We start from the raw sequence: 12,461 nt of genomic DNA, 5'->3' as shown, positions 1-12,461 counted from the left end.
ACTCCTTCACTTTCCCAGACAAAAACTGGAGAAAATCTCATCCAAGAGATTTTCAACCCCGATCCGGCCGACAAGCATCTCCAATGCCCGGATAGCAGACCGCATTTCCTCGGCAGCTATATCATAAAACTCAGGACCTCGCTGCAGGATATCCTGGGCTTCTTTCAGAGATACAATGGCCGACAGCATCGCATCCCGGTGCCGGGCGCGGGTTGCAATCCCAGCCTGTGCAGAACGGGTACCTAAAACTTCCGAAACATGTCCGACAAGGCGATCTATCCCCTGCCCGGACCGGCCGGAAATTGCATCGCCGGTGTCGTCCCTCAGATCGGCCTTAGGGCGCAGGCGGATGTCGCCGGCCTGCATTTCAACATCAAGGACCTCATCATCCTCTGCCAGGAAAACCCGAAGATCTGCTTCTTCGGCCCGTTTGCGCGCCAGGGCAATACCAATCCCTTCAACATGGTCTTCAGTTTCGCGCAGGCCGGCGGTGTCCAGCAGGGTAACAGGCAGGCCGGCAAGATCCATACGCACTTCGATAATATCGCGGGTGGTGCCCGCGTATTCGGACGTGATCGCGGCTTCGCGGCCGGCAAGCGCATTCAGCAGCGTAGACTTCCCGACGTTCGGCGCACCGATGATGGCAACCTCAAACCCGCTGCGGATTCGTTCGGCAATTCTGACGCCGGCGGTTTCCTTCTCCAAGCCGGCCTGAACATCCGCCAACAGCGCAGCCACCTCAGGCGTGACGTCAACCGGCACTTCTTCATCGGCGAAGTCGATCGTGACCTCGATCAGTGACGCAGCCCGGATCAGGTTTGCGCGCCATGTCTCGGCCAGGTCGCCCAATCCGCCAGCAAGGATCACTTGCGCCTGCTTGCGCTGCGCTTCGGTTTCCGCGTCGATCAAGTCCGCCAAGCCTTCAACCTGAGCCAGGTCCAGTTTTCCGTTTTCCAGCGCCCGGCGCGTGAACTCACCGGGTTCGGCCATTCTCAAACCATTGATTCGCCTCAGAGAATCAAGCACCGCGGAAACAACTGCAGTGCTTCCATGCGTTTGAAATTCAACGGTATTTTCGCCGGTAAAGCTGTTTGGCGCTGTGAAGGTCAGAACCAGCGCCTCATCCAGCCGTTCCCCTGATTCGTCCCGCAATTCCCGCAGGCTGGCGCGCCGCGCCGGTAAGTCGCCGCCGCAAAGCTGAGCGCCGGCCTCAAGCGCCAGCGGGCCAGAGACGCGAATTACCGCAACCCCTGCCTTTCCTTGGGCGGAGGCCAGCGCAAAGATCGTGTCCATGGGATGGCCCTTCTCTCTTGCCGGCCCGGATCAGGTGTTCATCGAGTCGAAGAACTCGGAATTCGACTTGGTCTGCTTCAGCTTTGATAGCAGGAACTCGATGGCATCGGTGGTGCCCATTGGGTTCAGGATCCGGCGCAGAACAAAGGTTTTGGCCAGATCGCCCTTGTCGACCAGCAGATCCTCTTTCCGGGTACCGGACTTGAGGATGTCGATTGCCGGGAACACACGTTTGTCGGCAATCTTGCGGTCCAGCACGATTTCCGAATTGCCGGTACCTTTGAATTCTTCAAAGATCACTTCGTCCATGCGCGATCCGGTGTCGATCAGCGCGGTGGCGATAATGGTGAGCGAACCGCCCTCTTCGATGTTACGTGCGGCACCAAAGAAGCGTTTCGGGCGCTGCAGCGCGTTTGCGTCGACACCACCGGTCAAAACCTTGCCCGAGGACGGAACAACAGTGTTGAACGCCCTACCAAGTCTTGTGATCGAGTCAAGGAGGATAACAACATCTCGTTTATGTTCCACCAGACGCTTGGCCTTTTCGATGACCATTTCGGAAACTGCAACGTGGCGTGTCGCCGGCTCGTCGAAGGTGGAGGAGACAACCTCGCCCTTCACCGAGCGCTGCATGTCGGTAACCTCTTCCGGGCGTTCGTCGATCAGCAGAACGATCAGGTAGCATTCCGGATGGTTCTTCTCGATCGAATGCGCGATATTCTGCAGGATCACGGTCTTACCGGTCCGCGGCGGCGCCACGATCAGCGAACGCTGGCCTTTGCCGATGGGGGCCACCAGGTCGATTACCCGGGCGGAGCGGTCCTTGATGGTGGGATCCTCGATCTCCATCTTCAGGCGCTCATCCGGATAGAGCGGTGTCAGATTGTCGAATGCAATCTTGTGACGGGCCTTCTCAGGCTCTTCAAAGTTGATCTTGGTGACATTGGTCAGTGCGAAATAGCGTTCCGACTCCAGCGGTGCCTTGATCTGGCCTTCGACGGTGTCGCCGGTACGCAGCGAATACTGGCGGATCATGTCCGGCGAGACATAGATATCGTCAGGACCCGGCAGATAGTTGGCCTCGGGCGAGCGCAGGAAGCCGAAGCCGTCCTGCAGCACCTCCAGCACACCGTCGCCGCCGATATCCCAGCCCTCATCCGCACGTTCCCGCAGGATCTGGAACATCATCTCGCCCTTGCGCATGGTCGAAGCGTTTTCGATCTCCAGCTCCTCGGCCATCGCCAGCAGCGCTTTGGGGCTTTTCGCCTTGAGATCGGACAGATTCAGGGATTGCACGGTCATATATATACGGCCTCTACTCCCCCGTTTACCCAGGGGGTCGGTCTGACGACAGGAATGGAAAACACGGCACGCCCGGACGGGCCCGTTGAGAGCCATACATAGGGACTCGTTTCAGATGAGTCAAACGCCGGCTGCAAGCGTTCCGGCGCTGCTGGGCTTGTTTCTGCGCCTCTGCGTCAGAATTTGAAGATGACTGAAACCACAATCACCAGCATCAGCACAGTGGGCACCTCATTCATCATCCTAAACTGCCGGCCGGTGAGAGAATTCCTGCCTTCTTTGAAATCGCGGTAGCGGAACAGCAGCCAATGATGGAACCAGGTCATGGCAATCACCGAGACCCCCTTGGTCCAGGGCCAGATGTAGCTCCAGTCGACGATTCCGGGCGTGAGAACGATGAACAGCCCTGCTGCCCAGGACACATACATGGCCGGGCGCATGATGATCCTGAGGAGCTTTTCTTCCATGGTCAGAAAGATTGGAATGGCTTCCTTCACATTCTCTGCCTGCTCCACATGATACACAAACAGACGGGGGAGATAGAAGAGACCTGCCATCCAGCTGAGTACAGCCATGATGTGCAGCGACTTGGCGTATGGGTAGAGCGTGAACATCACATCGCTCAGGTCCATGGGCTGTTCTCCCTGGTCTGATCTGATCACCCTAATAATTAAATGAATATTAGAAGGATGATGTTTTTGTAGGGTGCGTGGATTCCGGTGGATAAGTGAATCCTCCTCCGCTTATCCCCAGCAGGGATAAGATTCCAGCTTGGATGGGACAGGAGTCGTGGAAATTTTCTTAACGCCTTAGAAATAAGGTGCGTTAAGGATGTGTTTACCAATCCGTGCTTGGGGATAAGACTGGGATGATCCGGGGAGAGCCGGCATATCCACGGATTCCAAGTTATCCTCGCTCACAAAGGACGACTCAGCCGGCTGAATCCTGAGATTTGCGTCAAGCCCTGGAGTCTTTACTTGAGCGTGGAAAACCATACAAAACGTCCTGAAACGATCTGCGTCTTTCCCACGGGGTTTTCCACATGACTGCCCACATAGTGCTGGCTTCCGGTTCCGAAATCCGGGCGCATCTATTGCGCCAGGCAGGCATTGAATTTGCCACTGACATCCCTCGGCTTGATGAAGACGCGATCAAGGCCGCGCTTCTGGCTGAACAGGCGCCGCCGCGGGACATTGCCGATGCGCTGGCTGAGGCAAAGGCGCGCAAGATCAGCGGTAAACACCCGGGAAAACTGGTGCTGGGATGTGACCAGGTGCTTGATTTTGAAGGAACCCTTCTTTCCAAACCCATCAGTGAAGAGGTGGCGCTGAAGCAGCTCAAGGCGATGTGCGGCAAGCGGCATATGCTGCTGTCGGCGGCAGTGATCTACCGCGACGGAGAACCTGTCTGGCGCCATGTGGGGCAGGTCCGGCTGGTAATGCGGAAATGCTCCGATGCCTATCTGCAGGACTATGTGTCCCGGAATTGGGACAGCATCCGCCACGCGGTGGGCGCTTATAAACTGGAGGAGGAAGGCGTGCGCCTGTTCACCTCCATTGACGGAAGCTACTTTAATGTCTTGGGATTGCCGCTGATGGAGCTTATCAGTTATCTGGGTCTGCAAGGGGTAATCGAGCAATGACAGAAGCCAAAATCCCGCTGGCCGGCGTTATCGGCTGTCCGGTTGCGCATTCCAAATCCCCGCAGCTGCACCGCCACTGGCTGAACGCTCATGGCATTGCCGGTCATTACGTGCCGATGCATGTGGAGCCTGAGGATCTGGCCGACACCATCCGGATGATGCCGAAAATGGGGTTTGTCGGCGCCAATGTGACGATCCCGCACAAGGAAGCGGTGATGGAAATCGCCGATAAGGTCACCGACCGGGCCAAGCTGATCGGCGCGGCCAACACGCTGATCTTCCGCAAGGACGGCACCATTATGGCCGACAACACCGACGGCTATGGCTTCATCACCAACCTGCAACAGGGCGCGCCGCTGTGGGAACCGCAGTCCGGGCCGGCCGTGGTGCTGGGGGCCGGCGGCGCCTGCCGCGCGGTCGTCGCGTCGCTGTTGGAGGCTGGAGTGCCCGAGATCCTGCTGACCAATCGCACCCGCGGCCGTGCCGAACAGCTGCAAAACGATTTCGGCAGCCGGGTCAAAGTGTCTGATTGGGTCCAGGCCGGCAATATCATCGAAGAAGGCGCGCTGATCGTGAACACCACCTCTCTGGGCATGGTCGGCAAGCCCCGTCTGCGGGTGCCGCTGGACGGGTTGCAGCGAAATGCGGTGGTGACAGACCTGATCTATGCGCCGCTGAAAACCGACCTGCTGCAATCCGCCGAAGATGCCGGCTGCACCGTGGTCGACGGGCTTGGCATGCTGCTGCACCAGGCGGTTCCGGGGTTCGAGCGCTGGTTCGGCCATCGTCCCGAAGTGGACGCAGCCACCCGCGCGGCGGCACTCAGATGAGTTTCAGCCTCGGTCTCACCGGATCCATCGGCATGGGCAAAAGCACAACTGCCAGACTGTTCGCGGCCCAGGGCTGCGCTGTTTGGGATGCTGATGCGGCTGTTCACCGGCTTTATGGCAAAGAGGGTGCGGCGGTCGCACCGATGCAGGCCGCTTTCCCTGAGGCAATTGAGGACGGCGCAGTCAGCCGGGACGCCTTGAAGAAGATCATTGGCGCTGATCCAGACGCATTGAAACTCATCGAAACCATCGTGCATCCGCTGGTTGCGCGGGACCGGGCCGCCTTCCGGGCGCAGGCAAAAAGCGATGTCCTAGTCTTCGACATCCCGCTGCTTTTTGAAACCGGCGGCCACGCCGAAATGGATGCGGTGGCCTGTGTAAGCGTTGACGCGGAAACCCAGCAAAGCCGTGTTCTTTCCCGCGGCACAATGACGGTTGAGCAGTTCCGGCAAATCCTGCAAAAACAGATGCCGATTAAGGACAAAATCGCCCGCGCCGACTACGTGATTGAAACGGACACGCTAGAGCACGCCGAGGCGCAGGTGGCAGAGATCCTCGCAGACATCAGGAGCAAACTGGCCCATGCGTGAAATCGTTCTTGATACCGAAACCACCGGGTTTGATCCCTTTTCCGGCGACCGCATCGTCGAGATCGGCGCGGTGGAGCTCTATAACCACATGCCCACCGGCAAGACGTTCCACGAGTACATGAACCCGGAACGCTCCATGCCGGCTGAGGCGTTCTCGGTGCATGGCATTGGCCCGGATCTTCTGGAGCCGCCGCAAAAACCGGAACCCGGCGCGGTGACGCTGCGGGACAAGCCGGTGTTTGCCAAGATCGGTCAGAAGTTCCTGGATTTTGTGCAGGATTCCAAGCTGGTCATCCACAACGCCAGCTTCGACATGAAATTCCTGAACGCGGAGCTCGGCTGGATGGGATTGCCCAAACTGCCGATGGATCAGGCCATCGACACCCTGGCGATGGCCCGCCAGCGGTTCCCGGGCTCGCCGGCAACGCTGGATGCGCTCTGCCGCCGTTTCAATATCGACAACTCCAACCGGACCCTGCACGGCGCGCTGCTCGACTCCGAGATCCTGGCTGATGTCTACCTGGAGCTGATTGGCGGCCGTCAGCCGGATTTTGGCTTGTCGACGCAAGCCTCCTCCAGCTCGGTCCAGGTGGAAGATGATTGGCGCCCTGCCCCGCGGCAAACGGCCCTGCCGGCGCGGATCACAGCTGAGGAACAGGCCGCGCATGACGCTTTTGTGGCCAAGATGGGCGATGATGCTTTGTGGAAGGCCTCCTGACCTAAGCAGCATGGGCCACGAAGGTTGACCCAAGCCGGCCCGGAAAAAGAAAAACGCCGCTGATATTCAGCGGCGTTTTCTGTTTCAAAACTCTGAACCCTTACTGGGTCGGGGCAGCTGCCGCTGCCTCTTGCTGACGGCGGGCCAGCTCGTTACGGTAGATCGCCACGAAATCAATGTTGTCCAGGTTCAGCGGCGGGAAGCCGCCGTCGCGGGTCACGTCGGACACGATACGGCGCAGGAACGGGAAGGTCATGCGCGGGCATTCGATCAGCAAGAACGGGTGCAGCTGGTCTTCCGGCACGCCCACGATGTTGAACACGCCGACATATTCCAGTTCCAGCACAAACAGAACCTCGCCGCCTTCCTTGTTTTTGGACTCGACGGTCAGCTTGGTGACGACTTCATACTGGTTTTCAGCTGAGCGCTTTTTCGCATCCAGGTTCACCTGAACGCTGACATCGGGCTGAACGTCGCCGCCGGTGCCTTTCTGCGCCATCACGTTTTCAAACGACATGTCGCGGATGAACTGGCCCAGAATGTTCATCTGGACCTGTGGCTGCTGCTGGGCTTCGCCGTTTTCGGCCATGGAGATACTCCTGAAAATATGCTTTTGACCGTGCTTAGCAGCTTGGTCCGGCTAGCTCAACGGGGGCCTTCAACCCAGCCCGAAGGGCCTTCGGGACGCTTCCCTGGGGTCACATCTTCGTAATCGCCATCAATAATGTCATCCGGTTTTCCGGCAGCTCCGGGGTAGTGCCGCCCGTGCATGCTGCCAGGACCCATTTGGAACTGGGCCACAGTGACACGGGCGCGCAGATACCAGTACACAGCCAGCCGCACTGGCGGCATAAGCAAGGCAAAGCCGAAGGCATCCGTAAAGAATCCCGGCGTCAGCAGCAGCGCACCGGCAAACAGGATCATGGCTCCGTGGGCCAAAGGCTCCGCAGGATCTGACAATTGCTGGAAAGACGACCGCAGCTGGCCCATTGCCATGCGCCCCTGGGTTTTCACCAGCCAGGTGCCCAGCACGGCGGTCAGAACAACGATGGCCAGGGTCGGCCACAGCCCGATGGCGCCCCCAACTTGAATAAACAAAGCGATTTCAATGATGGGAACCATCAGAAAGGCCAGGAAAAGATACATCAGGGTTTCCTTGCGATCATACACCCGGGCGGTAGACTTGCCCCCGCCCGTCACCTACATAAGACGTGACCGCTTTGGTTTCAAACAAAGTACGAACGCCTAGCATGAGGTATCCATGGAGTCGCCTGTGATTCAGCTTTTGGTTCTGGCCGGTATTGCCGTGTTTCTGATCCTGCGCCTGAAAAGCGTATTGGGAACACGTGAAGGCTTTGAAAAGCCGCCGTTGCCGCAATCCGAAGCGCGGGGACGCCGCCCCGACCTGGAAGTGATCGAAGGCGGCCCTGACCGCGACATCACTGACTATGTGGCTGAAGACAGCCCGCAAGCTGCCGCTCTTGCGGCGATGAAACGGGCGGAGCCATCGTTTCAGGTGCAGGACTTTGTGCAAGGTGCGCGTGGCGCATACGAGATGATCCTGATGGGGTTCGAACATGGAAACCTGGACGAAATCCAGCCCTTCCTGGCGGAAGACGTGTTTGACAGTTTTGTTGACGCCGTTGCGCAGCGCGAAGATCAGGGATTGAAGATCGAGGCTGAATTCATCGGCGTCCGGGAAACGTCTCTGGCAGATGCCCAATTCAACCCGTCAACCGGCCGCGCGGAGATCACCATGCGTTTTGTGGGTGAGCTGACTTCTGTAGTACGTGACCGCGGCGGCGATATCGTCGAAGGCGATCCCAAAGCTGTGAAACGCCAGAAGGACACATGGGTCTTTGCGCGCGGCATGGGAAGCGACGATCCGAACTGGCAGCTGGTCGCGACGGACGCATGATTGCGGCGCTTCGGGGGGCACTTGGGGCAGCTGCAATTGCAGGTGCCGCGATGACCGCCTCTGGGGCGCAATCCGAAGCCGTGTCCAGCCTGCTGGATTTTGCTCAGCTAGACGGTTGGGCAGACGATGACCATGCAGCGGCTCTGGCCGTTTTCCTGGAAACCTGCGGTGATCTGAGGGATCCGGATTGGACTGCTCTGTGCAAGGCGGCTCAATCACAGGCGCCCGAAGGCGCACGGGCATTCTTTGAACTGTTCTTCCGCCCGGTGTTGATTGAGGATGGCAATCCGGCCCTGTTCACGGGCTATTTTGAACCTGAGCTGGACGGCTCCCGCTATCCCACAGGACGCTACCGGTATCCGGTCTATAAGATACCGCCAGAGGCGCGCCGCACGGATCTTTGGCTGCCGCGCCGGGACATTCTGACCAGCGATGTGATGCAAGGCCGCGGGCTGGAAATTGCCTGGGTGGACGACCCGGTTGAGCTGTTCTTTCTGCAAATTCAGGGATCGGGGCGGATCCGCCTTCCGGATGGAACAATGATCCGCGTTGGCTACGGCGGGGCCAATGGCCATCCGTATAAATCTATTGGCAAAGAACTGGTGCGCCGGGGCGTGTACAATGTCCACCAGGTAAGTGCCCAGGTGATCAAATCCTGGGTGCGCCGGAATCCAGCCGATGGCAAGGAGCTTTTGTTCCACAACCCGTCGTATGTGTTTTTCAGGGAAGTGCGCAAAGTTGCTGCTTCCAAGGGGCCGCTTGGTGCAATGAACCGCTCGGTAACGCCGATGCGGACCATTGCGGCGGACCCTGCATATACGCCTTTGGGCGCGCCTGTTTGGGTCGAAAAGCAAGGCAATATGCCGCTGCGCCGTTTGATGGTTGCACAGGATACCGGATCTGCCATCAAGGGCGCGCAACGTGCAGATATTTTTGTTGGCACTGGCGATGTGGCCGGCGAAACCGCCGGTACAATGAAAGATCCCGGCCGGATGGTGGTTCTGCTGCCGATCCAGCGGGCCTATGCGATGCTGCCGGAAGATCTTTGAATGACACGGCGGAAACTGACAGGGGAGGAAATCGACCTTTGGCATAAGGTCGTGAAGCACACTGAGCGGTTGCATCCGGGCGCACATTCAACGCCCCCTGCCCCGCCGATGCCAAAACCCAAGCCAGTCAAGCAGCCGGAGCCGCGCCTGGCGGCCTTTGAGATTGGCAGCAGGGCAAAACCCAAACCTGTTAAAAACGACCTGAAACCCTCGATCGCACGCAGCCTGGCCAGCGATCCGCTGCAAATGGATGAAAAAGCGTTCCGGCGCATGAAGCGGGGCAAGATCAGGCCTGAGGGAAAACTGGACCTGCACGGTATGCGTATCGACACGGCGCACCCGGCCCTTACACGGTTCATTCTGTCTGCGCAGGCGTCAGGAAAACGGCTGGTGCTTGTGGTGACTGGCAAGGGCAAGGACCGTGATGAGCCAGGCCCGATGCCGGTGCCGCGCGGGGTGCTGCGCCACAAGGTTCCCCAATGGCTGGCGCTGCCGCCATTGTCACAGGCAGTATTGCAGGTAACGCCAGCCCACATCAGCCATGGCGGCGAAGGCGCTTATTACATTTATCTTAGGCGGAACCGCTGACCGCCTGCTACCGGCTGTCTGCAACTGTGTTTTCCAGAGCCACCTTTACCGCGTTGTCGCGAATAACGATCTGCCCGGGCAGAATCTTCTGCAATAGGTCCTGACCTTGGGTAAAGGTGTCAGCCGTCTGCCGGGCGCCGTTGAGCAGCGCCAGAAGCGCAGGGGAGGACGCAGCCACGAAATGCTGCGATTCCGCTTCATCGGCAAAGGCAGTTGTGTCGATGACTTCAACCGGCAACCCCTTTATCTCCTCAATATTGTCGAGATTACCCAGCCTCTCACGCCCATCAAGCCCCCGCAGCCGCTGGGACAGGGTCAGCACATTATCCTTGCGTGAAACAAAGATCAGAAATGGCTGCGGCACTTGGGTAAACCGCTGCATCTGGGATTTGAAAACATCGACGTCCAGGTCCGGTGACATGAGAACAACGCCGCCCAGGTTCCGGGCTGTCCACCCAGGCGTTTTGATCTCCATCTGCCGCAGTGCTTCCATGGTGAGCAGCCCGCCCATGGAATGGGCAACTACAACAATCCGTTCAACGCCGGATAAGCGCAGTTTACGCAACAGCATTTCCAAACCGTCGCGGGCGAACAGCACGCTATCACCATCATAGGCATAGCCAAGCGGACGGCCTTTGCTTGGCCAGGAATAGATCACCGTTGCGCCGGGAACATCTATATCGTGGGTCAGCTGTGCAGCGCGGAAAGCCGTCTCCGCCTGGGTCGAATTGAAGCCGTGGACAAAGACGGTAACATCCCGTTCTTGCGGCGGGAATTTAGCCAGTTCCTGTTTCAGGCGGGCTGAAAACGCGTCTTCATCTTCAAATTTCCTGCGGCCTGCCATGGTGAACTCTGTGGCAGGATCCGGGTCGTTGTAGCCGAATTTCAGAGACCCGGGCTTGTGGTCCGGCGGAATGGAAACCGTCAGCTCCAGCAGGCTGAAACCGTCTGTCCGGTCAGTGCCAAATGTGCCGTCCGGCAACGCATCCCGGTTGGTTGCCGCAAAGATCGTTTTTGGGGTGCCCAGTTGCAGCGCTTCTGGAACTGTTGGGGAAAGGGATCTGTCAGTACAGGCGGACAGAAACAACAGAAATCCCCAAAAAAACAGCTTCAGCACCTGCATTTCATCCCACCTCAATCAATGGCGGCAGGCTACTGTGCCAGCCGCCAAAGTCCATAGCGGGTGCGAGGCAGAATGCTATTTAAAGCACGTACCGGCTGACATCTGCTGAACGGCCAAGCTCGCCCAGGTTCTTTTTGACGAAAGAGGCGTCAACGGTGACGGCCTCACCGGAGCGGTCAGGTGCGGTAAAGGACAGCTCCTCAAAGACACGCTCCATCACGGTGTACAGCCGGCGCGCACCGATGTTTTCGACAGTCTGGTTCACTTCCGCCGCGATCTTGGCCAGCGCCGCGATCCCGTCTTCGGTAAAAGTCACCTCGACCTCTTCCGTGCCCATCAAGGCAGTGTATTGGCGGGTGAGAGCATTGTCAGTTTCAGTCAGGATCCGGACAAAGTCATTTTCAGTAAGAGCACGCAGGTTGACCCGGATCGGCAAACGGCCCTGAAGTTCCGGCAGCAGATCCGATGGCTTGGCTATGTGAAAGGCGCCCGAGGCGATAAACAGGATGTGGTCGGTCTTTACGGGGCCGTGTTTGGTGCTGACGGTGGTGCCCTCGATCAGCGGCAGCAGGTCGCGCTGCACCCCTTCGCGGCTGACATCGCCGCCGCGGACCTCCTGCCTGGCGCAGACCTTGTCGATCTCGTCAAGGAACACGATGCCGTTCTGTTCGACAGCCTCCAGCGCGGTGCGGGTGACGGTTTCGTCATCCAGCAGCTTGTCCGCCTCTTCGCCGATCAGCACCTCATAGCTTTCGGCGACGGTCATCTTCTTGCGGGTGGTGCGCCCGCCCATTGCTTTGCCGAACAGGTCGCCCAGGTTCAGCATCCCCATATTGCCGCCGCCGGGCTGGCCGGGGATGTCGAACATATTGCCCATCGGGTTGGAGGTATCGGCCACGTCCAGCTCGATAACGGTGTCGTCCAACTCACCCGCCTTCAGCTTCTTGCGGAACATCTCGCGGGTGGCATCGCGCGCCTCTGTACCGGCGATGGCCTCAACCACCCGGTCCTCGGCGGCCTTGTGGGCGTTGGCCTTCACCTCTTCCCGCATGAACTCGCGGGTTTGGGCAATGGCGCTGTCGACCAGATCGCGGATGATCTGCTCCACGTCGCGGCCGACATATCCGACCTCGGTAAACTTGGTGGCCTCGATCTTGATGAACGGCGCGCGCGCCAGTTTCGCCAGCCGGCGCGAGATCTCGGTCTTGCCGACGCCGGTGGGGCCGATCATCAGGATGTTCTTCGGATAGACCTCGTCGCGCAGGTCATCGGCCAGCTGCTTGCGCCGCCAGCGGCTGCGCAGCGCCACGGCCACGGCACGCTTGGCCTCCTTCTGGCCGATGATAAAGCGGTCCAGTTCGGAAACGATTTCGCGCGGGGTCAGATCGGTCATGTCACTCAGCTTTCT

Annotated in this window: 14 protein-coding genes; 7 read left to right on the top strand and 7 right to left on the bottom strand. The window is 58.9% G+C overall.

Annotated elements, in window-relative coordinates:
• Positions 1 to 6: 6 nt before the first annotated feature.
• From mnmE to ACXAHG_RS06960, 3 genes are all read right to left on the bottom strand, one after another.
• Positions 7 to 1,293 carry a tRNA uridine-5-carboxymethylaminomethyl(34) synthesis GTPase MnmE gene (gene mnmE / locus ACXAHG_RS06970; RefSeq protein WP_475056544.1) on the bottom strand — a complete coding sequence of 429 codons (1,287 nt, stop codon included), beginning with the start codon at positions 1,291 to 1,293 and terminating at the stop codon, positions 7 to 9.
• Positions 1,294 to 1,323: 30 nt separating this feature from the next.
• Complete coding sequence (gene rho / locus ACXAHG_RS06965) at positions 1,324 to 2,595, bottom strand: transcription termination factor Rho (protein ID WP_019295316.1); 1,272 nt, start codon at positions 2,593 to 2,595, stop codon at positions 1,324 to 1,326.
• A gap of 176 nt (positions 2,596 to 2,771) precedes the next feature.
• Positions 2,772 to 3,227 carry a CopD family protein gene (locus ACXAHG_RS06960; protein WP_475040121.1) on the bottom strand — a complete coding sequence of 152 codons (456 nt, stop codon included), beginning with the start codon at positions 3,225 to 3,227 and terminating at the stop codon, positions 2,772 to 2,774.
• Positions 3,228 to 3,637: 410 nt separating this feature from the next.
• Here ACXAHG_RS06960 and ACXAHG_RS06955 point away from each other — a divergent pair, with 410 nt between their 5' ends.
• Genes ACXAHG_RS06955 through dnaQ form a run of 4 tightly spaced genes read left to right on the top strand, consistent with a single transcriptional unit; the run spans position 3,638 to position 6,375 of the window.
• On the top strand, positions 3,638 to 4,237 hold the full coding sequence (locus ACXAHG_RS06955) for a Maf family protein (protein WP_475040120.1): 600 nt from the start codon (positions 3,638 to 3,640) through the stop codon (positions 4,235 to 4,237).
• Positions 4,234 to 5,067, top strand: a complete 834-nt coding sequence (locus tag ACXAHG_RS06950) for a shikimate dehydrogenase (protein ID WP_475040119.1) — start codon at positions 4,234 to 4,236, stop codon at positions 5,065 to 5,067. The genes ACXAHG_RS06955 and ACXAHG_RS06950 overlap by 4 nt, the downstream gene beginning before the upstream one ends.
• Complete coding sequence (gene coaE / locus ACXAHG_RS06945) at positions 5,064 to 5,657, top strand: dephospho-CoA kinase (protein WP_475040118.1); 594 nt, start codon at positions 5,064 to 5,066, stop codon at positions 5,655 to 5,657. The genes ACXAHG_RS06950 and coaE overlap by 4 nt, the downstream gene beginning before the upstream one ends.
• On the top strand, positions 5,650 to 6,375 hold the full coding sequence (gene dnaQ / locus ACXAHG_RS06940; RefSeq protein WP_475056543.1) for a DNA polymerase III subunit epsilon: 726 nt from the start codon (positions 5,650 to 5,652) through the stop codon (positions 6,373 to 6,375). Before coaE ends, dnaQ begins: the two co-directional genes overlap by 8 nt.
• 100 nt (positions 6,376 to 6,475) lie before the next feature.
• Here the strand turns inward: dnaQ and secB are convergent, their stop codons facing one another.
• Complete coding sequence (gene secB, locus ACXAHG_RS06935) at positions 6,476 to 6,964, bottom strand: protein-export chaperone SecB (protein WP_475040116.1); 489 nt, start codon at positions 6,962 to 6,964, stop codon at positions 6,476 to 6,478.
• A gap of 56 nt (positions 6,965 to 7,020) precedes the next feature.
• Complete coding sequence (locus ACXAHG_RS06930; protein WP_475040115.1) at positions 7,021 to 7,521, bottom strand: FxsA family protein; 501 nt, start codon at positions 7,519 to 7,521, stop codon at positions 7,021 to 7,023.
• 115 nt (positions 7,522 to 7,636) lie between these two features.
• Between ACXAHG_RS06930 and ACXAHG_RS06925 the strand changes: the two genes are divergently transcribed.
• The 3 genes from ACXAHG_RS06925 to ACXAHG_RS06915 are packed head-to-tail and all read left to right on the top strand — an operon-like array spanning position 7,637 to position 9,930.
• Positions 7,637 to 8,293 carry a Tim44/TimA family putative adaptor protein gene (locus ACXAHG_RS06925; RefSeq protein WP_475040114.1) on the top strand — a complete coding sequence of 219 codons (657 nt, stop codon included), beginning with the start codon at positions 7,637 to 7,639 and terminating at the stop codon, positions 8,291 to 8,293.
• Positions 8,290 to 9,342 carry a murein transglycosylase A gene (gene mltA, locus ACXAHG_RS06920; protein WP_475056541.1) on the top strand — a complete coding sequence of 351 codons (1,053 nt, stop codon included), beginning with the start codon at positions 8,290 to 8,292 and terminating at the stop codon, positions 9,340 to 9,342. Before ACXAHG_RS06925 ends, mltA begins: the two co-directional genes overlap by 4 nt.
• Positions 9,343 to 9,930 (top strand): Smr/MutS family protein, encoded by a 588-nt coding sequence (locus ACXAHG_RS06915; protein ID WP_475056540.1) that lies wholly within the window; start codon positions 9,343 to 9,345, stop codon positions 9,928 to 9,930. It abuts the gene before it with no gap.
• 7 nt (positions 9,931 to 9,937) lie between these two features.
• Here the strand turns inward: ACXAHG_RS06915 and ACXAHG_RS06910 are convergent, their stop codons facing one another.
• Positions 9,938 to 11,053: an alpha/beta hydrolase gene (locus ACXAHG_RS06910; RefSeq protein WP_475056539.1), complete on the bottom strand. Its 1,116-nt coding sequence runs from the start codon at positions 11,051 to 11,053 to the stop codon at positions 9,938 to 9,940.
• A gap of 79 nt (positions 11,054 to 11,132) precedes the next feature.
• On the bottom strand, positions 11,133 to 12,446 hold the full coding sequence (hslU, locus tag ACXAHG_RS06905) for an ATP-dependent protease ATPase subunit HslU (RefSeq protein WP_475056537.1): 1,314 nt from the start codon (positions 12,444 to 12,446) through the stop codon (positions 11,133 to 11,135).
• Positions 12,447 to 12,461 lie beyond the last annotated feature (15 nt).

It is taken from the genome of Leisingera sp. ABD4_442, assembly GCF_056160905.1.
This window is presented reverse-complemented; position numbering and strand designations above follow the sequence as displayed.

Coding starts and splice junctions, on each gene's coding strand:
- mnmE (WP_475056544.1), bottom strand. CDS start 1,293: ATGGACACGATCTTTGCGCTGGCCTCCGCCCAAGGAAAGGCAGGGGTT.
- rho (WP_019295316.1), bottom strand. CDS start 2,595: ATGACCGTGCAATCCCTGAATCTGTCCGATCTCAAGGCGAAAAGCCCC.
- ACXAHG_RS06960 (WP_475040121.1), bottom strand. CDS start 3,227: ATGGACCTGAGCGATGTGATGTTCACGCTCTACCCATACGCCAAGTCG.
- ACXAHG_RS06955 (WP_475040120.1), top strand. CDS start 3,638: ATGACTGCCCACATAGTGCTGGCTTCCGGTTCCGAAATCCGGGCGCAT.
- ACXAHG_RS06950 (WP_475040119.1), top strand. CDS start 4,234: ATGACAGAAGCCAAAATCCCGCTGGCCGGCGTTATCGGCTGTCCGGTT.
- coaE (WP_475040118.1), top strand. CDS start 5,064: ATGAGTTTCAGCCTCGGTCTCACCGGATCCATCGGCATGGGCAAAAGC.
- dnaQ (WP_475056543.1), top strand. CDS start 5,650: ATGCGTGAAATCGTTCTTGATACCGAAACCACCGGGTTTGATCCCTTT.
- secB (WP_475040116.1), bottom strand. CDS start 6,964: ATGGCCGAAAACGGCGAAGCCCAGCAGCAGCCACAGGTCCAGATGAAC.
- ACXAHG_RS06930 (WP_475040115.1), bottom strand. CDS start 7,521: ATGTATCTTTTCCTGGCCTTTCTGATGGTTCCCATCATTGAAATCGCT.
- ACXAHG_RS06925 (WP_475040114.1), top strand. CDS start 7,637: ATGGAGTCGCCTGTGATTCAGCTTTTGGTTCTGGCCGGTATTGCCGTG.
- mltA (WP_475056541.1), top strand. CDS start 8,290: ATGATTGCGGCGCTTCGGGGGGCACTTGGGGCAGCTGCAATTGCAGGT.
- ACXAHG_RS06915 (WP_475056540.1), top strand. CDS start 9,343: ATGACACGGCGGAAACTGACAGGGGAGGAAATCGACCTTTGGCATAAG.
- ACXAHG_RS06910 (WP_475056539.1), bottom strand. CDS start 11,053: ATGCAGGTGCTGAAGCTGTTTTTTTGGGGATTTCTGTTGTTTCTGTCC.
- hslU (WP_475056537.1), bottom strand. CDS start 12,446: ATGACCGATCTGACCCCGCGCGAAATCGTTTCCGAACTGGACCGCTTT.